We start from the raw sequence: 22,321 nt of genomic DNA, 5'->3' as shown, positions 1-22,321 counted from the left end.
CCGACCTGCGACGAGTGGCCGGAAAGCCATCGTACGCAATAATCGGGCCATGACCCTCGTCCCGCACCGGATCGGCGTGCTCGCCCTCGACGGCGTCGTCGGCCTCGACCTGGGCACCCCGGCCCAGGTCTTCGGGGCCGCCTGCACCGCCGACCGGCAACCGCTCTACACCGTCGACACCTGCACCCCCGGCGGCCACCCGGTCCGCAGCTCCTCGGGTTTCCGGGTCCTCCCCGACCACGGGCTCGACCTGCTGACGACCGTCGCCACGGTGGTGGTGCCCGGCCTGCACGGCGGCCCGCCGATGACCGACGGCACCGTCCACCCGGCGGTGACCGTGGCCCTGCGGCAGGCCCACGACCGGGGCGTCCGGATCATGTCGATCTGCACGGGCGCGTTCGCGCTGGCCGCCGCCGGGCTGCTCGACGGGCACCGGGCCACCACCCACTGGGCGCACGTCGAACCGTTCCGCCGGCTGTACCCGCAGGTCGACCTCGACCCGGACGTGCTCTTCATCGACTCCGGCCAGGTGCTCACCTCGGCCGGGGTGGCCGCCGGGATCGACCTCTGCCTGCACGTCATCCGCAGTGACCACGGCAGCGAGGTCGCCAACCGGGCGGCCCGGCGGTGCGTGGTGCCGCCCTGGCGCGACGGCGGCCAGGCCCAGTACATCGAACGACCGGTGCCACGCAGCCCGGCCAGCGGCACGGCGGCCACCCGCGAGTGGGCCCGCCAACAGTTGCACGAGCCGGTCACCCTGCGGGAACTGGCCGCCCATGCCCGGATGAGCGTACGCACCTTCACCCGGCACTTCCGCTCGGAGACCGGGCTCAGCCCGGCACAGTGGCTGCTCCAGCAGCGCACCGACCACGCCCGGCTCCTCCTGGAGACCACCGACCTCACCGTCGACCAGGTGGCCCGTCGGGCGGGCTTCGGCACCACCGCCGCCCTGCGCCAGCACCTGCACACCCGGATCGGCGTCTCCCCCTCGACCTACCGGCGCACCTTCCGCCGCCCCCCACCCTCCGTCGATCATCCGGTGGTGGGGTCCGCCACGACCGCATGACCGACGCGGGGTGGGTGGGGGTCAGCTCGTGTGGCGGGAGCGGAGATAGTCGGAGACCACGTATTCGCCCAGGTCACCCAGGTCGGGGGTGAAGAGGCGACCCCGGGAGCGCTTGGCGACGGCATCCATGAAGCGGCGCAGGCCGGGGTCGTCGCCCAGCAGGAACAGGTTGAGGGTGACACCGGCGCGGGCCAGCCGGTCCACCTCGCGGATGGTCGCCTGGACCGTCTCGGGCAGCGTCGGCCAGTGGAAGTACGCCTCACCGTCGTCCGGGTCGAGGTGCGCGGTCGGCTCACCGTCGGTGACCACCAGCACCACCGGCTCGGCCCCCGGATGCCGGCGCAGGTGCCGGCCGGCCAGCCGCAACGCGTGCTGCAGGTTGGTGCCCTGCTCCATGTCCGGTTCCACCGCCGCCAGCTCCCGCTGGGTCAGCGTCACCGCCTCCCGACCGAACCCGACGATCTGCAACGCGTCCTGCGGGAACCGGGTCGCCATCAGGTGCGACAGGGCCAGCGCCGTCTGCTTCATCGGCCCCCACCGCCCCTGCGACACCATCGAGTACGACAGGTCCACGCAGAGCGCCACCGCCGCCGACGCCCGCCGTTCCGTCTCCACCACCTCGAAGTCCTCGACGGCGAGCTGGAGCGGCACGGTGGGGCCGGCCCGGCGGACCGCCCGGGTGAGCGTGCGCACCACGTCCAACGGCTGCTCGTCGCCGTACTCCCACTGCCGGGAGGCGCCGCTGACCTCGCCGGCCGCCCCGGCCGTACGCAGGTCGTGCTGGCCGCGCGGGCCGGCGGTGAGGTCGGCGAAGACCCGGCGCAGCGCGGTCCCGGCCAACCGGCGCAACGCCTTCGGGCTGAGCGTCAACCCGTCGGCGTCCCGGCCCACCCAGCCCTGCCGGCGCAGCTCCCGCTCCAGCTCCCGCAGCCGGCGTACGTCGTCGGCGGCGTCGCGGCCCAACGTCCGGGCGACCGCCTCGACGTCCACGTCGTCCAGGGTGGCCCCCGGCTGCTGCTGGTCGAGGGAGTCGAGCAGCTCGTCCAGCTCGGCGATCTCGTCCAGCGCCCCCGTCGCCTCGCCGTAGCCGAGCGGCTGGTCGCCCCGGACCCGCTCGCCGCGCTGCCAGTTCAGGTCGGGGCGCAGGGCGCGCAGGTGGGCGTCGAGGGCGGACAGCTCACCGGCGAGCCGGTCACCGAGCGACTGCCGCATCAGCCCGGCCAGCTCCTCGCGCTGCCGGTCGGACAGCGACCGCATCAGCCGCTCACCGGCCGCCGACCGGCGGGCCAGCACGTCGACCAGTTCGTCGACGGTGCCCGGCTGCTCCGGGAAGAACTCGCCGTGCCGGCGCATGAACTCGGCGAACGCGTCGGTGGTGTCCTCCGCACGGGCGTGCCGGGCCAGCAGGTCGTTGAGGTCCCGCATCATCTCGGCGAGCTGCACCTGCACGGCCGGGTCACCGGCGGCCCGCGCGGCGTCGCGCAGCCCGGCGAACCGCTGCTCCAGCACCTCCCCGCGCAGCCCGTCGAGGATCCGCTGGTACACCTGCCGGGCCTCGTCGCTGGTCCACCGGTAGCCGGCCAGCTCCTGCACCGCACGGGCGGTGGACCGGGGCAGGTTGTCCAGCACCGTCTCGGCGAACCGGGCGTCGTCGTCGGTGCGCTCACGCAGCGCGTCCCGCTCCGCCGCGAGGGCCTGGTCGAGCAAAGCCCGGGACCGGGTCACCGCGCCGTCCAGGTCACCCCGGCGCAGCGCCTCCCGGCGCAGCCGGCGGGCCCGGGCGGCCAGGTCGTCCAGGCCGCCCCGGCCCTGCGGGCCACGACGCAGCAGATCCCGCAGCGCCTCCCGCAGACTGCCGCCGGCCAGCACCTCCGCGCCGACGGAGTCCACGGCGGCACGCACGTCGTACGGCGGGGCGAGCGGATCGGGGCCGCCCTGCCACTGGCCGTACCGGAACCGGTTGCCGGCCATCCTCAGCTCCGACCGCCGTAGACGGTACGACCGGAATCGGTGACGTCCTTGCCGAGCCGGCGGGTCAGGTGCAACCCCTCCAGCACGAACTCGACCCCGGCGGCGGCCTGCTCCGGGGTGGGCGCGTCGCCCAGCCCCAACCGGTCCAGCGCCTTGGCCAGCCCCGGCACGGTGCCGACCTGGCGCAGCAGCTCCGCCGAGGAGACCAGCTCACCGGTCTCGATGACCGCCCCCTCGGCGACCAGCGCGGTGAAACCGGAGAGGTCCAACCCGGCCAGCCGGGCCAGGAACGTCTCGGCGGTGGCGGCCCGCAGCAGGTGGGCCAGGACCTCGATCTCCCGCCCCTCCTCGCCACTTTCGAACTCCACCTTGCCGCGCAACGTCGAGGTCACCGACACCGCGTCGCCGACCCGGGCGACCGGCTGCTCGGGCCGTACCGTGGCGTCGCCGGCACCCGACGCGGAGCCGGCGGCCGACGCGCCGGCGGGGCCGGCGAGCAGGCCGGCGCGGCGCAACGCAGCGGCGGCGACCGTCTCGGCGGCGGCGATGGCGAACCGGGCGGAGACGCCGGAGCGCGGGTCCACCGACGGCGACTCGCGCACCGCGCGGGCGAACCGGGCCAGCACCTCCAGCACGTGCTCCGGCACCTCGGCGACCAGGTCGGCCTCCTGGCGGATCAGGGCCAGCTCCAGCTCCAGGTCGACCGGGTAGTGGGTGCGGACCTCCGCACCGAACCGGTCCTTGAGCGGGGTGATGATCCGGCCCCGGTTGGTGTAGTCCTCCGGGTTGGCGCTGGCCACCAGGAACAGGTCCAGCGGCAGCCGCAGCTGGTAGCCGCGGACCTGGATGTCCCGCTCCTCCAGCACGTTGAGCAGCGCCACCTGGATCCGCTCGGCCAGGTCGGGCAGCTCGTTGACGGCGAAGATGCCCCGGTTGGTGCGCGGCACCAAACCGAAGTGGATGGTCTCCGGGTCACCGAGGGTACGACCCTGGGCGATCCGGATCGGGTCGACGTCACCGATCAGGTCACCCACGCTGGTGTCCGGGGTGGCCAGCTTCTCGCCGTACCGCATCGAACGGTGCAGCCAGCCGATCGGCAGGTCGTCGCCGGCCTCGGCGACCGACGCGCGGGAGGCCGGGGTGAGCGGGTGCAACGGGTGCTCGTTGAGCACCGAGCCGGGCAGCACCGGGGTCCACTCGTCGAGCAGCGCCACCAGCGCGCGGATCAGTCGGGTCTTGCCCTGGCCGCGTTCGCCGAGCAGCACCATGTCGTGGCCGGCGAGCAACGCCCGCTCGACCTCGGGAAGCACGCTGTCGTCGTAGCCGACGATGCCGGGGAAACGGTCCTCGCCGGAGCGCATCCGGGCCAGGAGGTTGTGGCGGAGTTCCTGCTTGACGGTCTGGTACCGGTGTCCGGCGGCGCGCAGTGCGCCGAGGGTGCCCGGCAGGTCGGCGGGCGGGACCGGGAGAGCCTGGTTGGGCGCAGTCACCCGACCCACGCTAGCGCGGTCGGGCCCCCTGTGCCGCCGGACCGGGATCGCTCTTCCGACATGCCGGCCCGGGCCCGGGCGGCGGGGCTAGGGTCGACGGCGTGACCTACCTCGCCGCTGACGACCGCTACGACCAGCTGACCTACCGCCGCAGTGGGCGCAGTGGCCTGCGACTGCCCGCCATCTCGCTCGGGTTGTGGCACAACTTCGGGCCCGACCGCCCCTTCGCCCGCCAGCGGGACATCGTCTGCCGGGCGTTCGACCTCGGTGTCACCCACTTCGACCTGGCCAACAACTACGGCCCACCGCCCGGCGCGGCGGAGGAGGCGTTCGGACGGCTGCTCGCCACCGATCTGAAGCCGTACCGCGACGAGCTGGTGGTGTCCAGCAAGGCCGGCTACCTGATGTGGCCCGGCCCGTACGGCGAGTGGGGCTCCCGCAAGTACCTGATCTCCTCGCTGGACCAGTCGCTGCGGCGGATGGGCCTGGACCACGTCGACATCTTCTACTCCCACCGTTTCGACCCGGACACCCCGCTGGAGGAGACGATGGGCGCGTTGGACGCCATCGTCCGGTCCGGTCGGGCGCGCTACGTCGGCGTCTCCAACTACGACTCGGAGCAGACCACGCGGGCCGCCGCGATCCTGCGTGACCTGGGTACGCCCCTGCTGATCAACCAACCGTCGTACTCGATGTTCAACCGGTGGACCGAGGCCGACGGGTTGCTCGACACGCTGGCCGAGGTCGGTGCGGGCTGCATCGCCTACAGTCCGCTGGCCCAGGGGCTGCTCACCGACCGCTACCTCGACGGCATCCCCGCCGACTCCCGGGTGCGCACCAGCGTCTTCCTCGACGAGAACGACGTGACCGAGGAGAAGCTGGCCACGATCCGGGGCCTCGCCGGGATCGCCGGGCGGCGGGGGCAGACGTTGGCCCAGCTCGCGCTCGCCTGGGCGCTGCGTGACCCCCGGATGACCAGCGTGATCATCGGGGCGAGCAGCGTGGCCCAACTGGAGGGCAACATCGCCGCCGTACGCCATCTCGACCTCACCCCCGACGAGCTGACCGAAATCGATCATCTCCTCCCCTGACCCGCCGGGGGATGACCGCCGGGCGAGGCCGGGGGCGACCGTGGTGACGGGGCAGAGACGGACGTCGCGGCGGGACCGCCGCGGATGCCCGGACGAGGCGCGTCGGCTGAAGTAGCGGTATCCCTGCCTGGGGATACCGCTACCTGGGCGACGTTGCGTGGATCATGCGGGCCCGGGTGGCCCGCACGGCGGGCTCACCAGATGCGGCGGCGGCCGGCACGGTGGTTGCGGACGCCACACGGCCGGCCGGGCGGCACGGGAGCCGGTCGGCGCAGCCGGGTCGCCACCGCCGCCACCAGCAGTACGGTCACCACCACCGCCGCGCCCACGACCAGCCGCAGGTTGCCGCCCCCGACCTGGGTCACCGACGCCACCGGCACGCCGGCCTCCTCCCCCGCGCCGCCGGACCCGTCGACGTCCGACGTGGCGTCGGTGGGGGCCACCGGGTCAGGGTCGGCACCGGTCGCCGCAGCGGTCGACGACGGGGTCGGGGCGGTGTCCGTCGGGGTGGCCGCGAGCACCCTGCCCGCCGATCGGAACAGCACGTCCGAGCAGGAATAGTAGGTGTCCGGGGTGTCGGAGTTCTGCCACACCGTGTAGATCAGGTGCCGGCCGGTCAACCCGGCGGGCAACCGCCCCGGAATCTGGTACGACCCGTCCCGCAACGGCGGGTCGGTCACCGACAGGAACGGGATCGTGTCGAGGTCGGCCCAGCGCAGCGGCGTCCGCGGGTCGTACCCGGAGCGGGTGGTGTAGAGCCGGAAGGTGCCCTTGTGCGGGATCGTGCCCCGGTAACGGAACGTGTACCTCGCCCCGGCGGTCAGCTCCGTCGCCGGCCAGTCGGCCCGGGCCAGGTCCAACCCCCGGTAGGCGGAGAGCCCGCCGCTGCACAGCTCACCGTCCGGGATGCGTTCCCGGTCCCGGCCGGCCACGCCGTACACCCGGATGTTGTCCCACTCGCGCAGCGCCGCGCCCGCCGACACCGCGGCCAGGCAGGCCGGCGTGGAGACGTGCGGCCCTTCCGGGCCACAGGCCGCCGAACGGCTCAGCGGGCTGGTCGGAGCGCCGTGCGCGGCGGCGGGAGCCGCCGGGAGCAGCACGGTCACCGCCACGACCGCGAGCGCGGCGAACGTTCGGCGTACGGTCATCTGGTCGACCTCCCGCCCTTGGTACGGATGCGGGCGGGCAAAGGTTCGACGATCCGACGCGTCGTGCCGGCGGCGGGGCCGCGACGGAGACCGGTTCGCTCTACAGTGACCGCACTTCCCGCATCAAGGAGCACACCGTGTCCGAGCCGGAGCCGACGAAAGACTCCCCGGGGGGCAGCCCACCGCCGCCCGGGTCCCCGCCCGCCGACGGGGTGCCCCATCTGCTGACCATGCCCACCGTGGCGGGGATGCCCCCGGCCATCAGGTGGCCCGGTCGGGAGGGTGAGCCCGGGTGGGCCATCCCCGTCCAGATCCCGGACGGCACCCTCGGGTACGCCATCTTCCTGCCGCTGGTGCCGGCAGGCGACGTCACTCCGGTCGCGGTCCCGCCCGCCGTCGCGCCGGCCGACCACGCAGACGGCAACGCCACCGCGCCACCCGGCGACCAACCGGCCGGTGGGCCGGCTCCCGGTGCGTCGGCTCCCGGTGTGTCGGCTCCCGGTGTGTCGGCGGCGACTGCGTCCGGTGGGTCGGTGGTCGGCGAGCAGGCCAGGTCGGTGACCGTCCCGGCACCACGCACCGCCGCCACCCCGACCGGCAGCACTCCAACCGCCGCCACCACGGCCGATGGCACCACGGCCGATGGCACCACGGCCGATGGCGCTCCGACCCCACCGACCTCGACGGTGGGCGACCCGCAGCCCGGCACCGGCCAACCCGCGACGCCCGCCACCAGCGGGCCCACGCCGTCCGGCACCGGCCAACCCGCGACACCCGCCACCAGCGGGCCCACGCCGTCCGGGGCCGGCCAACCCGCGACGGCCGGCGGCGGCACGGCGACGCCGGGCGCGGCCGGCCAGCCCGCGACGCCCCGCACCGGCGGGACGGCGACCCCCGGGCCCGACCGACCCGGGGTCGGGCAGCCTGCGACACCCGGCACCGGCGGGACGGCGACGGCGGGGCCCGGTTGGCCCGGGACGCCCGGGCCGGCGGCCGGTGGGCGGCCGGCTCCGCACTGGGGTGGCCCACCGACGGGCTGGCACCCGACCTCACCCCCGCCGTCGTTCCTCAGCACCCGGTGGCCCGGCCCCCGGCCCGCCACCGGGTGGGCGGTGCCGGCGGGGGTTCTGGCCGGGGCGTTGGGCGTGGCGTTCTTCGTGCCCCTGAGCCGCACCGGCATCGGCTGGTTCCTCGGCTGGTTGATCCTGACCGTCGGGGTGGTCGCCGCTGTCCGCCGCAGCACCGGGACGCTGACCCGCACCGATCGTCTGATCCGGGGTGGCTGGGCGGCGGGCGCGTTGGCGTTGCTGGCCGTACTGGCCTTCCGCAACGCCTGGTGGTTGGTGACCTTCTGCGTGCTCGGGGCGCTGGGCTGTGCGACGTTGGCCATCGTGGGCGGAAGACAGGTCCGTTCGATCCTGTTCAGCCTGGTCGCGGCTCCGTTCGCGGCGCTGCGCGGGCTGCCCTGGGTACGCCGGCACGTGAGCACCACCGGCTCGGGCCAGCTGGTGCCCCGGGTCGTCGGATCGGTCGCCGCCACCGCCGTGGTGCTGCTCGTCTTCGGGCTGCTGCTCTCCTCCGCCGACGCCGCCTTCGACCAGGTGCTCGGCGCGATCGTGCCCGAGATCAACGCCGGTACGGTGTTCCGCTGGCTCTTCCTGGCCGTGGTGGGTGGGCTGATCGCGGTCGCCGCCACCTACACCCTGGCCGCCCCGCCGGACCTGTCGACGGTCGACCGGGAGGGTCGACGTCACTGGGGGACCCTGGAGTGGGCGCCGGCCATCGCCGCCCTGACCCTGCTCTTCGTCGGCTTCGTCGCGGTGCAGTTCACCGTGCTCTTCGGCGGGCAGCGGCACGTCCTGCGCACCGCCGGCCTGAGCTACGCCGAGTACGCCCGCAGCGGGTTCTGGCAGCTGACCGTGGTCACGCTGCTGACCGTGGCGGTGCTGGGCGGGGTCAGCCGGTGGGCCCGCCGGGAGACCAGGGTCGAACGGGTCCTGCTGCGGGTCCTGCTCGGACTGATCAGCGCGCTCAGCGTGGTGATCGTGGTGTCGGCACTGTCCCGGATGTACACCTACCAGAAGGTCTACAGCTTCACCGGTGAGCGGATCTTCGTGATGGCCTTCGAGCTGCTGCTCGGCGCGGTCTTCCTGATGATCCTGGTGGCGGGGGTGCGGTGGCGGGGCCGGTGGATCCCCGGCGTCACCGTCGGGCTGGCCGTGGTGATGCTGCTCAGCCTGGCCGTGCTCAACCCGGAGGACTACGCGGCCCGCCGCAACATCGCCCGCTACGAACAGACCGGCAAGATCGACGCCTGGTACCTGCGGGCGCTCTCCGCCGACGCCACCCCCGCCCTGGCCAACCTGCCGGACCGGGTCCGCCGCTGCACGCTGAGCTGGATCGACGACGACCTCGCCGAGCCCGACCCGTGGTACGCCTGGAACCTGGGCCGCAGTCGGGCCCGTGCGGAGCTGGACCGGCTGGGCCCCCGCGCGATCGGCGGGCAGAAGGACTGCAAGGCCGCCGACCAGTTCGACCTGCCGAAGACCCGACGCACCCCGCGCTGACCCCCACCCGCTGCCCGGCCCGGTGACGCACCGGCCGGGCAGCGGCGTCAGGTAGGCCCGGCGACGGCGCGGGCGGGCCACCACCGGACTGCCGGCACACGTTTTCCGCCCGCCCAGGCAACCCCCGGCCCCGGACCCCGCGTGACTATCTCGAATCGGTGATCGGAGGCCTGGATGGGTGATCGCGACACGGCGTTCGCGGCGTACTTCGCAGCGCGGTCGGAGGCGATGCGCGGCACCGCGTACCTGCTCTGCGGCGACTGGCACCGGGCGGAGGACCTGGTGCAGACCGCGTTCACGAAGCTCTACCTGGTCTGGAACCGGGTGTCCCGGCACGAGGTGCTGGACGCCTACGTACGCCAGATCCTGGTCCGGACGTTCCTCGACGAACGGCGGCGCGGCTGGTGGCGGCGGGAACGGGTGGGCGACGAGCAGACCGACCGGCCGACGCCCCCCGAGTCACCGGAGACCCGGTCGCCACCCGGCCGCCGTCGTTGAGTGTGGACGCTGCGCTGCGTTCCGGCCGCCGGGCCCGGGTACGCCGTCGTGCCACCTGGGCCGGCGTCGGGTTGACGGCGGCGCTGCTGGCGGTGGTCGGGGTCGGGGCCATCGGGGCCGTCGGCGCACCCGGCTCCGACGGGTTCACCCCGGGCGTCGGCCCCGTCCCGCCGCCGTCGGTGCACGACACCAAACCGGCCTGGCCGACCGGGCCGGACGGTCGGCCCCAGGAGGACCGGACGGCCCGGGCCGGCACCCGGTACGACCAGGCGGCCCGGCTGCTCGACGACCTCGTCGCGGTGGTGCCGGCCGGCTACACCGTGCCGGCGGACCCGGCGAACCCCCCGGCCGGCCAGCCACTGCTGCGCGACCACCAGGCACAGTTCGACGACAGGGTGGACGGCGTCGAGGTGTGGAGCTACACGTCCTCGCTCACCCTGCAGCAGGGGCAACGGATGGGTCGGTTGCTCGTCGAGGTGCACAGTGCCGGTAACCAACTGCCGACCGAGCCGTGCCCGCTGGCCCGGCAGTTCTGGGGCATGCCGGGCGACTGCGAGGTGGTAACCGTCGGGGCGGCGCAGGTCGGCGTGGTGGTCCGCCCCGGTGACGACGACCGGTTCGACCAGTGGGCGGCGTACCGGCATCCGGACGGGGTGGTGGTCTTCGTGGCGCAGTCGCGGCGGCTCGGCGACGGGCAACCGGAACTGGCCGCGCTGCCGTTCACGGTGGATCGACTCGCGGCCCTCGCCGCCGACGACCGGTTCCAGGTGCGCTGACCCGACGTGACCGGGATGAGCGGGTGGCCTGATTGGCGGCGGCCATCCGCAATTCCAGCATCCGTCCGATCATCCGCCCGATCACCGCCGATGGCGCATTTCCCCTGGTAGGACAGTATTCGATCAGCCGGAAAACGGCTGTCAACGGAAACCTCGGAGAAACGGGGGCTGGTTAGCGTTCGCGATCGTTGAACGCTCAACTCGCTCCGAGGAGAATCCTTTGACGGTACGAACATCGAGGAGCATGCGCGTACTCCTCCCGGTGATCGTCGCGATGACCGCCCCGCTGGCACTGGCGGCACCGGCCGCCGCGGCGTCACCCACCGTGGTCGCACCGCCCCCGGCGTCCACGACCGACCTGCCCGACCCGACGGCCCGTGGCCCTTTCGGCCACCAGGCCGTCCAGGAGGCCAAGTTCGGCCTCGCCAGCATCCAGGAACCGAACTCCTCAGGCGCCGACCCGACGGCCGGGACCGCGCAGGCCCCGGAGCGGATCGAGATCCGGGGCCAGCTTTACACACCGGACTTCACCCGACGCACCGCGCCGTCGCCGGTGCTCGTGCTGGTGCACGGCAACCACGGTTCGTGCGACTCGGGCCAGGACACCGCCCAGCTCACCTGCGCCCAGTTCAAGCACAACGAGAACGGCTACGCCTACCTCGCGGAGAACCTCGCCACCTGGGGTTACACCACGTTCTCGGTGTCCCAGGACCAGCTGATGATGCGGCAGGACGGCAACAAGGGCAAGGGCATGCACAGCCGCCGGATGCTCATCGCCGCCACCCTGGACGCGCTGAGCGCGGCGAACCGCCACGGTGGGCTGCCGGTCGACGCGCACACCACCGTCGGCACCACCCTCGCCGGCCGCCTCGACCTGACCCGCATCGGCCTGATGGGCCACTCGCGCGGTGGTGACGCGGTGTCCAGCTTCATCGACTACAACCGCATCCGCACCGACGGGCCGCGTTACCCGCTGCGTGGGGTGATCTCGCTCGCCCCGGTGGACTACGAGCGCAAGGCCCCGTACGGGATGCCGTACCTGTCGATCCTGCCGATGTGCGACGGTGACGTGTCCAACCTGCAGGGCGCGCGGCTGTTCGAACGCAGCCAGTACGTCAACCCGGGCGACCCGTTCCCCCGCATCCAGGTGGAGCACCTCGGGGCGATCCACAACTGGTACAACACCGTCTGGTACGCCGACGGCGGCGCGGACGGCCAGGCCAACAACGACGCGGCCTGCGGCAACTCGGCGCCGTTCGCGACGAACAACATCCACCCGCACAACCTGCGGCTCAGCGGCGCGGCCAGCTACACCGACCCCGACCTGAACTACGCCATCGACAACTCCGACCCGCTGAACCCGGCCGTGAACACCAAGTTCTCCGGCGATCCGGCCCGGATGGGCGACCAGGAGAAGCTGGGGCTGGCGACGATGGCGGCGTTCTTCAGGCGGTACGTCGGCGGCGAGGGCGCGTTCCAGCCCTACCTGACCGGTGAGCTGGCGAACACCCCCGGCGGGTTGCAGGTCCCCGCGTCGGCCTGCCCGACCAGCCCGTCCGGCACGGCGATCGGATGCAACGAGCGGGTCAACACCAGCTACTTCGCCGCACCGCAGGAACGGGTGGACGTGATCCGGCCCGAGGTGAACAACCCGCTCACCCGCAACGCCCTCGGCGGCACCCTGACCGGCACCGGCTTCGCCGACCCGTACGCGCAGGCCGCCGGGGTCACCCCGAAACCGGCGAGCACCCTCGGCGGGTACGACTGGTGCAACCCGGAGCCGCAGGACTTCGCCCCGGCGCAGCTCGGGAAGACCGGGTTGCCGACCGCCGCCAAGCCCTGCCCGCTGCCGACGGCGGGCGCGCTCGGCGGGCAGAACGGCACCCGGGAGAACAGCCCGATCAACCACTCCTACGGCCGACAGCTCACCCTCGCCTGGGAGCCGGGCTCGGCCGCGTCGCTGACCGCCGCGATCCCGGCCGCGTCCGCCGACGTACGGCACCTGAAGGCGCTGGCCATGAGCGCCGCCGTCAACTTCTTCGACACCCGCAACCCGGGGGCCGACAACCGGGGCGACAATACCCGGGACACCACCGTCGTCGGCACCCCGACGAACCCGGTGTGGCCCAACGAGAAACCCACGTCGTACGACCCGGCCTCGACGACCCAACGGTTCCAGATCGCGCTGCGCGACGCCGCCGGTCACGAGGGGACCGTAGACGCCGGTGACCCCCGCTGGGGCAACGCCCTGCACATGTCGACCGGCACGAACACCCCGAACACCCACATCGTCCTGGACCAGATCCGGGTCCCGCTGGCCGAGTTCGCGGCGCAGGGCGTCGACGTCGGCGCGCTGGCGAAGCTGGAACTCCGGTTCGGGGTGGGCGACCTGCCGAAGTCCGGCTCGATCGAGCTGGCCGACGTACGCTTCCAGGAATCCGACGCGGGGGCGCGGCTCCTGTCGGACGGCGACCGGGCCGACGGCGCGGGTCACGGCCCGTCCGCCCTCGGCGGCCCCGACCCGGCGACCTACCTCGCCGGTTACGACAACACCCCGGGCACCGTCGCGCTCGTCGACCCGGTGGCCAACCCGCAGGGCAACACCACCTGGACTGTCGACGACGACCGCAAGCAGTGCCCGACGGCGGACTTCACCTCGATCCAGCGGGCCGTCGACTTCGCGTCGCCGTGGGACACCATCGTGGTCTGCGCGGGTGTCTACCAGGAGTCGTCGACACCGGTGAACCACGCGTCCAACCCGGTGCAGACCGGTGCCCGCAACGGCCTGACCATCACCAAGCCCCTGAAGATCAAGGGGGCCGGCGCGGACAAGGTCACCATCAAGCCGGACCCGTCGCTGGGCAACCTGGCCGGCGACCAGCCGTACCTGCGTGACGGCGGCGGCAACGTGATCACCGTGTCCCGGCAGTCGCTCGGCTCGACCGACACCAACGAGATGTTCCTCGACCTCTCCGGCGTGACGGTCACCTCCGGCGACGTCTGGGCCGAGGCGGGTATCACGTTCTTCGGCGCGGCCGGCCGGGTCGCCGACAGCGTCGTCGGCCCGCTGCGGGTCGCGACCACCGACGAGGAACTCGCCGCACACCCGCACGGCTGGGGCATCGTCAAGACCGGCATCATCCGGGGGGCGGGCACCGGCACCGTCGAGAGCGAGCTGACCGTCACCGGCAGCGTGGTCAGCGGCTACCAGTCCGGGGGCATCCTCTTCGACGGCGCGCGGGGCCGCGACGGCACCCCCGAGACCACCGTCCGCTCCGGCATCCGCCAGCACGGGTACGTGACCGACACCGTGGTCACCGGCGAGCCGAACAGCCGGTTCCCGCAGACCGGCATCGCGTACACCAGCGGGACTGACGGTTTCGTCAACACCAGCCGGATCACCGGGAACTACTTCGCGCCCGCGCCGTCGCGGTCGTACGGCATCCTGCTCACCGACGCCGGCACCGAGACGGCCGGGGCGCTCACCGGCACCCGCAACGTCCTCACCGGCAACGGCTTCGCCGTCTACAACGCCAACGCCGACAACACCGCGGTACGCGAGGGCGCACCGTTCGCGCTGACCGGCAGCTACCTCGGCAGCGGGCAGCCGGTGCCGGGCGGTCCGGCGGTCCCGGCCACCGGCATCGAGGCGATCTCCGGCGTGGACGGCACCGGCAGCGCCACGGTCACCGTCACCAAGCGCCGACCGACCCCGCCACCGGCGGTGCCGACCACGGTGGGTCGGGTCGCCGACGCCGCACCCTCAGCCGAGCTGGCCGACCCGGGACGCGGGGCGGTGTTCCAGGTCGGGTCGACGGTGCACCCGCTGATCCGGGGCACCGACGACTTCGCCATCGCCTCGACGAGCCTGTTCGTCAACGGCACCCTGGTCGGCACCAGCACCACCGCCCCCTACCTGTTCGACTGGACACCGGCGGCGAAGGACGCCGGCAAGCAGGTCAGGTTCCAGGCGATGGTCGTCGACTCGTCCGGGCAGTCGACGCTGTCCAAGCCGGTCGTCGGCACGGTGGATCCGGCGACCCCGGCACCGACCGTACGGATCGGGTCGGTGCAGGCCGACCCCACCTCGGGTACGGCGACGCTCACCGCGACGGTCAACACGGCCGGCACCCTCACCCTCACCGGTGAGAAGGTCAACGCGGTCAGCCGGCAGGTGGCCAAGGCCAACACGGTGACGGTGACCGTGACGGTCGCGCCCGCGTACCGGCAGACGCTGGTCAGGACCGGTCGGCTGGACGTGGCGTTCACCGTCGGGTTCGCCAACGCGGCCGGGCAGAGCCCGGGTGAGACGGTGCAGGTGACCCTGATCAGGTCGTGACGGCCCAGCACTGAGGGGAGGGATCCCGGAGGATCCCTCCCCTCGGCACGTGTACCGGCAGGCCGCGTCGCACCGGGTCTGTCAGTTAGCCGATCGAACCGACGATCTGGTATCTCCTATCTGGATCATACGTACGTCCGGCGGTCGACGCCTGCACCGGTGCGACCCCGCACCTGGTCACCGGCCGGCTGATCTGTAGGGCCAGGAACGGAGCAACGATGGACGCGGACGAGCACAGCGAGGGTCCTTCCAACGCGATAGCCCGCCACTTCCAGAACCTGACCGTGAAGGTCATCCAGGATGGCGTCGGCCCGATCACCGGGTCGATCCCCTACGCGGAGGCCCGCCTCGGCAAGGCCCTCCCGGCCTGCTCGATCGTCGACTCCGACGGGGCGCCCCTGCGTGACAACGCGAGCGAAGCGGCGATCGAGCGGGTGATCGATCGACTGATCAAGGAGTCGGTGGCTGCGGCGTCGACGAACGGGTTCGTCACCGGTCTGGGCGGTTTCGTGGCCATGCCCGTCACCCTCCCCGCGAACATCGCCGGGTCACTGGTGATCAACGCGCGACTCGTCGGGTCGATCGCGTACCTGCGGGGTTACGACATCTCGGACCCGCAATTCCAGACCTTCATCGTTCTCACCACGGCAGGCGGAACGTTGGCGGGCTCGCTCCAGGCGGCGGGAGTCCAGATCGGGGCGAAGTTGACCGCCCACATGATCAGGGCGATCCCGATCGCCGTCATTCGGAAGATCAACGCACAGGTCGGCTTCATGCTTCTCGCCAAGTACGGGACGCAGCGTTCGGCCATCACGCTGGCCAAGGGCATCCCGATCGCGGGGGGCCTCGTCGGAGCCGGGATGGATGCCGCCCTCACCGCTCTGGTGGGCCGCGCGGCCAAGGCCAACTTCCCGGCATCCATCTGAGCCGCAGGGTTACAGCGCGACCAGGCCGACGAGAAGAGCGCGCCTGCCCTACCGCCCAGAACGGTCGATCCGCCGGAGCGGGGCTGCGGCCAGAACGGATCTGGCCGCCAACGCCGCAGGGGTAACTTCCGGGTTCAGGGTGCAGGTCAGCTCGTGGTGTCGGCCTTGAGGCCGGTCAGGAAGCTGGCCCAGGAGCGGCCGTCAAAGGCGAGCACCGGGCCGGTGCGGTCCTTGGTGTCGCGGACGTCCACCGCGCCATCGACGAACCGCACCTCGACGCAGGCCGCGTTGTTCGCGCTGCGGGAGGACTTGAACCAGCCACGATCGGGGGTGGGGAGAGCGGTCATCACGTCATCTCCTGGCGATCCGCCGGATCAACTCCAGCGATTCCGCCGAGTTTAACGCCCGCTCGCGTGCCTCGGCGAAGGTGACGACGTAGTCCGCGACCCGGCTGGACTGAGCCTGCCGCCGGGTACAGCCGGCACTCCCTCAGATGTTGGACCCGTCCGGCGGCAGGCCGGACGGCGGCTGGGGCGATCCGCCCCGGCCGTCGAACTGCGGGCAGGACATCCCCAGGGTGTACGCGGTCATCGACAACGAGCCGTAGGCGTAACCGTCCACAAGAATTCCGGTGTCAGGCGCGTCCGTGGCAGCGGCGAGACCCGCGAGGTACAACGCGGGAATGAAGTGATCAGGCGTCGGCACCGCCCGGCGGAAGTCCCCGTGGGCGTCGAGAGTCGCGTACTCGCCCGGGTCGGTCAGCATCCGGGAGGTGGCGTCCTCGTCGAAGCGCCGCGCCCAGTCGAACCCGTCGTCAGTCAGCGCCCAGTCCATGCCACCCAGGTTGTGCACCACGTTGCCGCTCGCCACGATCAGCACACCACGCCGGCGCAGTGGAGCGAGCCGGGCACCCAGTTGAAGGTGGTAGTCAAACGACTTGTCCGCGTTGATGCTGAGCTGGACGACGGGAATCGTCGCCTCAGGAAAGGCGTGCATCAGCACCGACCAGGTGCCATGGTCGATGCCCCAGCTGTCGACGTCGGCCCCGACCCAGGTCGGATGGACGACGTCACTGACCTCCTCGGCCAGTTCGGGCAGCCCTGGAGCCGGGTACTGCACCTCGAACAACTCCCGGGGGAACCCGTAGAAGTCGTGAATGGTCCTCGGCCGGGGCATCGCGGTGACGGCCGTGGCATTGATGTACCAGTGAGCACTCACCACCAGGATCGCGCGTGGACGCGGCACCGCAGCGCCGAAGGCTTTCCACGCCGAGGTGTACCGGTTGACCTCGAGAGCGTTCATCGGGTTGCCGTGGCCCAGGAACGCCGCGGGCATCACGACCTCCGGGGCGGGTGGTACGTCTGAAGACACGTGAGCTTCCCTCCGGGCGGACCGGTTCGTACGGCGCGGGCTGCCGGCCCTGAATCTCACGATAGTGCCACCGCGCGTCAGCTCCGGCCCGAAGCACGCTCCTCGCGGATCACAGATCGGGTTACGTCGAGGGCTGCGGATCGAGATACTGTCCCTCAAGCGCGGCTGCCGAGGGAGCCGCAGACGGTCACCTGTCCGGGCCCGGCCACGACCAGCCTCTCCCCCGAAGTCGACTACCGATCGAAGGCGGTACGCGTGCCTCTTACCAGCGTGGTGGTTGGCGTCGACGGTTCGATGGGATCCGACCGCGCACTGGTCTGGGCGCTCGCGGAAGGCCGCATACGGGATCTGCCCGTACGGGCGATCAACGTCTGGCAACCGAGCGGCGCACCCCTGGAGGTCGAGCGGATCGCGGCCCTGCACTCCGTGGCCGACCTCCGGGCCGGTCTCCTTCGGGACGTCACGTCCAGCGTGGATGCGGTGATCGCACGAGAAGGCGCGGCGGACGTCGCGACGACCTCGCATGTCGTCTACGGCCACCCCGTCAGGGAACTGACCCGGGCGGCGGGCGGCGATTCCGTCCTTGTCGTGGGTTCACGCGGACACGGCAGCACCACCGGTTCGCTGTTCGGCTCCGTCAGCCAGGGCTGCGTCCAGTACGCGACCGGCACGGTGATCGTCGTCCCCGCGCCGGAGCCGAGGCCCGAAGCGGGACGCGTGGTCGTCGGGGTCGACGGATCACCCCAGTCGGTACGTGCACTGCGGTTCGCCGATGACGAGGCCCGCCGGCGTCATGCTTCGTTGCAGGTCGTACATGCCTGGTCCCGGCCCTACCTCGGATTCGCCGGAGGTCCGGGGGGCCTCCGGGAGGAGGCTGTCGACGAGATCGCCGTCCAGGCGGCGGAGACGCTGCAGGACAGCATGCGACGCGGCGCAGTCGATGCCATGCGTACCGACGTCGAGATCCGGCTGGTCGAAGGTTCCCCCGCCCCGGCGCTGCTGGAGGCCGCCGACGACGCGGATCTGGTGGTCGTCGGATCGCGCGGGTACGGGGGGTGGAAGGGACTTCTGATGGGTTCGGTGTCGACCCGGTGCGTGGTCAGCTCCCCCTGTCCGGTAGCCGTGATCCGTAGCCATGCGGACGAGGACGACACGTAGCGACCGGCCCCGGTCGGGAACGGTGACCGATCGCCGACGACCCGGCTGCCCGGTGTCCACGCGCCCGGCAGGGTGTGCCGTGCGAGGCTGAGGTGAGAACCCGCCGGACGGCGGGCGGAAACGAATCAGCGACCCGGTCGATGATCACTCGACCAGGTCGCTGACCTGACACTTCAAGGGTGGAGCCGAGGGGACTCGAACCCCTGACCCCCACACTGCCAGTGTGGTGCGCTACCAGCTGCGCCACGGCCCCTTGCGGTCGTCCCGGTCGCCCGGGCACGGAGAGAACTATACACACGACGCCCGGCATGGTCATCTCACGGGGGTACCCCCCGGACCGGCCCCGGGAGCGCCCGACGGATCAGTTCAACGCCACGTCCGGCGGGAAGTGCGCGACCGCCGCCATCATGCCGCCCTGCCTGCGCAGCACCATCGGCCAGAGGTCGTCCGGACGGTCGACGAAGGCGTCGCCGGGCAGCGCGTCGAGCACGAACCAGGACCCATCCTCGATCTCCTGCTCCAACTGCCCGGAGCCCCAACCGGAGTAGCCGGCGAAGACCCGGATGCCGCCGATGCTGTCCCGCATCCGCTCCGGGTCGGCCGACAGGTCGACGGTGCCCACCGCGCCGGAGATCGGCTGGAAACCCTTCAACCGCCGCATCGGGTGCCGCATCCGGGCCAGGCAGATCGCCGACTCCGGCTGCACCGGGCCGCCCTCGAAGAGCACCGCCGGGTGGCGGGCGAGGTCGCTCCACTCACCGAGGACGTCCGCGACGGCGACCTCGGTGGCCCGGTTGAGCACCACCCCGAGCGCGCCGTTGGCCTCGTGGGCGACCAACAGCACCACCGTACGATCGAAGTTCGGGTCCTTGAGCGCCGGTGTCGCGACCAGCAGCCGCCCGGTCATCGACTCCACGGCACGACCGCTGATCGCCGGTCCCTCCCCCTGCATCTCGGACATCGTCAGCCGCGCACCGGGTCCGACAACCGGGCACCACCGACCATCCGTGCTGTCACCGCCATGTCTGGCACCATAGCCTGCACCCGGTGCGGTGGCTAAGGTCTGACCGACAGGTGATCGAAGGCGGTCGAGGGAGGATCGATGGGTCCGACGGCGGACATCGCGGTGATCGGTGGTTCAGGGCTGTACGCGCTGCTCGACGACGCGACAGAACACCAGGTGGAGACCCCGTACGGCGCCCCTTCGGACGTGGTCACGATCGCGTCGGTGGGCGGTCGACCGGTGGCCTTCCTGCCCCGGCACGGGCGTGACCACCGCCACCCACCGCACCTGATCCCGTACCGGGCGAACCTGTGGGCGCTGCGGTCCCTCGGGGTCCGCCAGGTCCTCGCCCCGTGTGCCGTCGGCGGGCTCCGCCCCGAGCTGGGCCCCGGCACCTTCGTGGTGCCCGACCAGCTGATCGACCGCACCAGCGGCCGGGTGCAGACCTACTACGACCAGGGCGCGGTGCACGTCGCGTTCGGTGACCCGTACTGCCCGGTGGGGCGGCGTACCCTGCTCGGCGCGGCGGCCGGGCGGGACGTGCCGGCGGTGGACGGCGGCACGGTGGTGGTGGTCGAGGGGCCCCGCTTCTCCACCCGTGCGGAATCCCGCTGGTACGCCTCGATGGGTGGCACGGTGGTCAACATGACCGGCCACCCGGAGGCCGTGCTCGCCCGCGAACTCGCCCTCTGCTACACCTCCATCGCGCTGGTCACCGACCTGGACGCCGGGGTGGAGGCGGGCGACTCGGTCACCCAGGAGGAGGTCTTCCGGGTCTTCGGGGAGAACACCGACCGGTTGCGGGGCGTACTGCTGGACGCGGTGGCCGCCCTGCCCGCCGACCGCGACTGCCCCTGCGGGCACGCGCTGGACGGCATCAGCACCCCGTTCCCCCTCCCCTGAGCCGTTCCCGCACCCCCACCGCTTCCCGCCCCCACCGCTTCCCGCGACCGCACCGCAACCGCGCCCCCACCACGCCGCGCCGCCACCCCGGCCGGCCGGGCGCTCGGGCACCCGCCGACGCGACGACGCGCTGCCCCCCTGTGGCTGTGCCGCCACCATGGCGGCACAGCCACAGGGGCGATAGCCGGCAAAGCACCCGAACCACCGCCTGCCACCCGATAGATTCGGCAGGTCGGCGGCAGACCATCGGCCCCGGCGGGCAGCGGCACGGGCCGGGGACACGGAGGCGGGGGCGATGGCGACCGTCCGGGAGACCACCTACGACCTGCTCCGGGCCCTCGACCTAACCACGGTCTTCGGCAACCCCGGCTCGACCGAGGAGCCCTTCCTCCAGGACTTCCCAGCCGACTTCCACTACGTGCACGCCCTGCACGAGGCGTCGGCGGTGGCGATGGCCGACGGGTACGCCCAGGCCACCGGCCGACCGGCGCACGTCAACCTGCACACCGCCCCGGGCACCGGCAACGCCATGGGCAATCTCGTCACCGCGTGGCACAACCGGACCCCGCTGATCGTCACCGCCGGGCAGCAGAGCCGGGAGATGCTGCTGCTGGAGCCCCGGCTGGCCAGCCGACGCCCCACCGAACTGCCCCAGCCGTACGTGAAGTGGAGCCACGAGCCGACGCGGGCGCAGGACGTACCGGCGGCGTTCATGCGGGCGTACGCCACGGCGGCCCAACCCCCGGCCGGCCCGGTCTACCTCTCCCTGCCGCTGGACGACTGGCAGCAGCCGGCGGACCCGCCGCCGCCGGTGCGCACGGTGGCCACCCGGTTCGCCCCCGACCCGCGTCGGCTGCGGGAGTTCGCCGCGTTGCTGGCGGCCAGCCGCAACCCGGTGTTGGTGCTCGGTGCGGCGGTGGACCGGGCCGCCGGCTGGCCGGTGGCGGTGGCGGTGGCGGAGCGGCTCGCCGCGCCGGTCTGGTCCGCGCCGGCACCGGAGCGGGCCGCCTTCCCGGAGCACCACCCGCACTACCGGGGGGTGCTGCCGTACGCGATCGCCCCGCTGGCCGAGAAACTCACCGGGCACGACGTGGTGCTGGTGGTCGGTGCGCCGGTGTTCCGCTACTACCCGCACCTGCCCGGTGACCACCTGCCGCCCGGGGCGCGGCTGCTGCACGTCACCGACGACGCGGACGAGGCGGCCCGCGCCCCCGTCGGCGACAGCCTGCTCGGTGACGCCGGGCTGACCCTGGCCGCGCTGCTGGACCTGCTGCCGGCGGCCGACCGTCCCCCACCCGAGCCCCGCCCCGCCCCGTCACCACCACAACCCGGTGACCCGCCCGACGCGGACGCGCTCTTCGCCGCCCTGGCCGCCTGCTGGCCCACGGACGGGGTACTGGTGCAGGAGTCACCGTCCAACCTGGCGGCGCTGCGACGCCGGCTCCCGGTGACCCGCCCGGCGTCGTACTTCACCATGGCCAGCGGCGGGCTCGGCTACGGGCTGCCGGCCGCCGTCGGCATCGCCCTCGCCGAACGGGACACCGGGCGGGGCCGGCCGGTGGTCGCGGTGATCGGGGACGGCTCCTTCCACTACTCGGTGCAGGCACTGTGGACCGCCGCGCGACTACGGCTGCCGGTGGTCGTGCTGGTCCCGGTGAACCAGCAGTACGCGATCCTCAAGGCGTTCGCCGAGTTGAAGTCCACTCCCGGCGTGCCCGGGCTGGACCTGCCGGGCCTGGACCTCACCGCCATCGCCCGCGGTTACGGCTGCGCCACCCGCGTCATCGACGCCCTGCCCGACCTCGCGCCCGCCCTGACCGAAGCCCTCCACGCCGACACCCCCACCCTCCTGTCCACCCCGATCGACCCCACCCCTCCCAAACTCCTCTGACCCCCGCCCGCCCGCCTTCCCACCCACCCACACCCCGCCCCCACCCGCACCCCGCCCCCACCCGCACCCCGCTCCCGCCCGCGTTGATCAAGAGGTTTGCGTCATTTCTAGAGATCAACTTGA

General features: G+C 72.7%; 16 protein-coding genes and 1 tRNA gene. 10 read left to right on the top strand and 7 right to left on the bottom strand.

Features of this window, described 5'->3' with window-relative positions; all coding sequences use genetic code 11:
• Positions 1 to 49 precede the first annotated feature (49 nt).
• Positions 50 to 1,066: a GlxA family transcriptional regulator gene (locus J7462_RS25430; RefSeq protein ID WP_219467499.1), complete on the top strand. Its 1,017-nt coding sequence runs from the start codon at positions 50 to 52 to the stop codon at positions 1,064 to 1,066.
• A gap of 21 nt (positions 1,067 to 1,087) precedes the next feature.
• Here J7462_RS25430 and J7462_RS25425 read toward each other — a convergent pair whose 3' ends face one another.
• Together J7462_RS25425 and J7462_RS25420 are read right to left on the bottom strand one after the other, a co-directional pair.
• The gene (locus J7462_RS25425; protein WP_219467496.1) at positions 1,088 to 3,037 is read right to left on the bottom strand and encodes a VWA domain-containing protein; all 1,950 of its coding nucleotides are present in this window, start codon (positions 3,035 to 3,037) and stop codon (positions 1,088 to 1,090) included.
• A gap of 2 nt (positions 3,038 to 3,039) precedes the next feature.
• The gene (locus tag J7462_RS25420) at positions 3,040 to 4,536 is read right to left on the bottom strand and encodes a magnesium chelatase (RefSeq protein WP_208569658.1); all 1,497 of its coding nucleotides are present in this window, start codon (positions 4,534 to 4,536) and stop codon (positions 3,040 to 3,042) included.
• 92 nt (positions 4,537 to 4,628) lie between these two features.
• Between J7462_RS25420 and J7462_RS25415 the strand changes: the two genes are divergently transcribed.
• Positions 4,629 to 5,618 (top strand): aldo/keto reductase, encoded by a 990-nt coding sequence (locus J7462_RS25415; RefSeq protein ID WP_219467494.1) that lies wholly within the window; start codon positions 4,629 to 4,631, stop codon positions 5,616 to 5,618.
• A 194-nt stretch (positions 5,619 to 5,812) separates the two neighbouring features.
• On the opposite strand, the gene J7462_RS25410 is transcribed toward J7462_RS25415, so the two are convergent.
• Positions 5,813 to 6,766 (bottom strand): lytic polysaccharide monooxygenase, encoded by a 954-nt coding sequence (locus tag J7462_RS25410; RefSeq protein ID WP_219467491.1) that lies wholly within the window; start codon positions 6,764 to 6,766, stop codon positions 5,813 to 5,815.
• Between the two features lie 137 nt (positions 6,767 to 6,903).
• On the opposite strand from J7462_RS25410, the gene J7462_RS25405 reads away from it, so the two are divergent.
• The 5 genes from J7462_RS25405 (at position 6,904) to J7462_RS25385 (ending at position 15,872) form a co-directional block, all read left to right on the top strand.
• Positions 6,904 to 9,333, top strand: coding sequence for a DUF4153 domain-containing protein (locus J7462_RS25405; RefSeq protein WP_308291025.1), 2,430 nt, complete (start codon positions 6,904 to 6,906; stop codon positions 9,331 to 9,333).
• A 174-nt stretch (positions 9,334 to 9,507) separates the two neighbouring features.
• Positions 9,508 to 9,831, top strand: a complete 324-nt coding sequence (locus J7462_RS25400) for a sigma factor (RefSeq protein ID WP_255597899.1) — start codon at positions 9,508 to 9,510, stop codon at positions 9,829 to 9,831.
• A 2-nt stretch (positions 9,832 to 9,833) separates the two neighbouring features.
• The gene (locus J7462_RS25395; RefSeq protein ID WP_308291131.1) at positions 9,834 to 10,607 is read left to right on the top strand and encodes a hypothetical protein; all 774 of its coding nucleotides are present in this window, start codon (positions 9,834 to 9,836) and stop codon (positions 10,605 to 10,607) included.
• A 244-nt stretch (positions 10,608 to 10,851) separates the two neighbouring features.
• Entirely contained in the window at positions 10,852 to 14,946 is a 4,095-nt protein-coding gene (locus J7462_RS25390) for an Ig-like domain-containing protein (RefSeq protein WP_219467485.1), read from the top strand.
• A 218-nt stretch (positions 14,947 to 15,164) separates the two neighbouring features.
• Positions 15,165 to 15,872, top strand: a complete 708-nt coding sequence (locus J7462_RS25385) for an EcsC family protein (RefSeq protein ID WP_219467480.1) — start codon at positions 15,165 to 15,167, stop codon at positions 15,870 to 15,872.
• Between the two features lie 146 nt (positions 15,873 to 16,018).
• On the opposite strand, the gene J7462_RS25380 is transcribed toward J7462_RS25385, so the two are convergent.
• Positions 16,019 to 16,219: a DUF397 domain-containing protein gene (locus J7462_RS25380; RefSeq protein WP_219467478.1), complete on the bottom strand. Its 201-nt coding sequence runs from the start codon at positions 16,217 to 16,219 to the stop codon at positions 16,019 to 16,021.
• 142 nt (positions 16,220 to 16,361) lie between these two features.
• Entirely contained in the window at positions 16,362 to 17,243 is an 882-nt protein-coding gene (ygiD, locus tag J7462_RS25375; RefSeq protein ID WP_308291024.1) for a 4,5-DOPA dioxygenase extradiol, read from the bottom strand.
• Between the two features lie 255 nt (positions 17,244 to 17,498).
• Between ygiD and J7462_RS25370 the strand changes: the two genes are divergently transcribed.
• Positions 17,499 to 18,401 carry a universal stress protein gene (locus J7462_RS25370; protein ID WP_219467475.1) on the top strand — a complete coding sequence of 301 codons (903 nt, stop codon included), beginning with the start codon at positions 17,499 to 17,501 and terminating at the stop codon, positions 18,399 to 18,401.
• 180 nt (positions 18,402 to 18,581) lie between these two features.
• Here J7462_RS25370 and J7462_RS25365 read toward each other — a convergent pair.
• Positions 18,582 to 18,654, bottom strand: a tRNA-Ala gene (locus J7462_RS25365).
• Positions 18,655 to 18,762: 108 nt separating this feature from the next.
• Complete coding sequence (locus J7462_RS25360; protein WP_208569670.1) at positions 18,763 to 19,353, bottom strand: YqgE/AlgH family protein; 591 nt, start codon at positions 19,351 to 19,353, stop codon at positions 18,763 to 18,765.
• A 150-nt stretch (positions 19,354 to 19,503) separates the two neighbouring features.
• On the opposite strand from J7462_RS25360, the gene J7462_RS25355 reads away from it, so the two are divergent.
• Positions 19,504 to 20,307: an S-methyl-5'-thioadenosine phosphorylase gene (locus J7462_RS25355; RefSeq protein ID WP_208569671.1), complete on the top strand. Its 804-nt coding sequence runs from the start codon at positions 19,504 to 19,506 to the stop codon at positions 20,305 to 20,307.
• A gap of 295 nt (positions 20,308 to 20,602) precedes the next feature.
• Positions 20,603 to 22,198, top strand: a complete 1,596-nt coding sequence (gene mdlC / locus J7462_RS25350) for a benzoylformate decarboxylase (RefSeq protein ID WP_219467473.1) — start codon at positions 20,603 to 20,605, stop codon at positions 22,196 to 22,198.
• Positions 22,199 to 22,321 lie beyond the last annotated feature (123 nt).

Source organism: Micromonospora sp. RL09-050-HVF-A (assembly GCF_019374995.1).
Taxonomy (GTDB): Bacteria; Actinomycetota; Actinomycetes; order Mycobacteriales; family Micromonosporaceae; genus Micromonospora; species Micromonospora antibiotica.
Note: the sequence above shows the minus strand (reverse complement) of the source record. Positions and strands in the feature narration are given on the sequence as shown.

What these genes read in the sequence shown, in the direction of transcription:
- J7462_RS25430 (WP_219467499.1), top strand. Translation starts at nt 50, where the DNA reads ATGACCCTCGTCCCGCACCGGATCGGCGTGCTCGCCCTCGACGGCGTC.
- J7462_RS25425 (WP_219467496.1), bottom strand. Translation starts at nt 3,037, where the DNA reads ATGGCCGGCAACCGGTTCCGGTACGGCCAGTGGCAGGGCGGCCCCGAT.
- J7462_RS25410 (WP_219467491.1), bottom strand. Translation starts at nt 6,766, where the DNA reads ATGACCGTACGCCGAACGTTCGCCGCGCTCGCGGTCGTGGCGGTGACC.
- J7462_RS25400 (WP_255597899.1), top strand. Translation starts at nt 9,508, where the DNA reads ATGGGTGATCGCGACACGGCGTTCGCGGCGTACTTCGCAGCGCGGTCG.
- J7462_RS25390 (WP_219467485.1), top strand. Translation starts at nt 10,852, where the DNA reads ATGCGCGTACTCCTCCCGGTGATCGTCGCGATGACCGCCCCGCTGGCA.
- J7462_RS25385 (WP_219467480.1), top strand. Translation starts at nt 15,165, where the DNA reads ATGGACGCGGACGAGCACAGCGAGGGTCCTTCCAACGCGATAGCCCGC.
- J7462_RS25380 (WP_219467478.1), bottom strand. Translation starts at nt 16,219, where the DNA reads ATGACCGCTCTCCCCACCCCCGATCGTGGCTGGTTCAAGTCCTCCCGC.
- J7462_RS25360 (WP_208569670.1), bottom strand. Translation starts at nt 19,353, where the DNA reads ATGCAGGGGGAGGGACCGGCGATCAGCGGTCGTGCCGTGGAGTCGATG.
- J7462_RS25355 (WP_208569671.1), top strand. Translation starts at nt 19,504, where the DNA reads ATGGGTCCGACGGCGGACATCGCGGTGATCGGTGGTTCAGGGCTGTAC.
- mdlC (WP_219467473.1), top strand. Translation starts at nt 20,603, where the DNA reads ATGGCGACCGTCCGGGAGACCACCTACGACCTGCTCCGGGCCCTCGAC.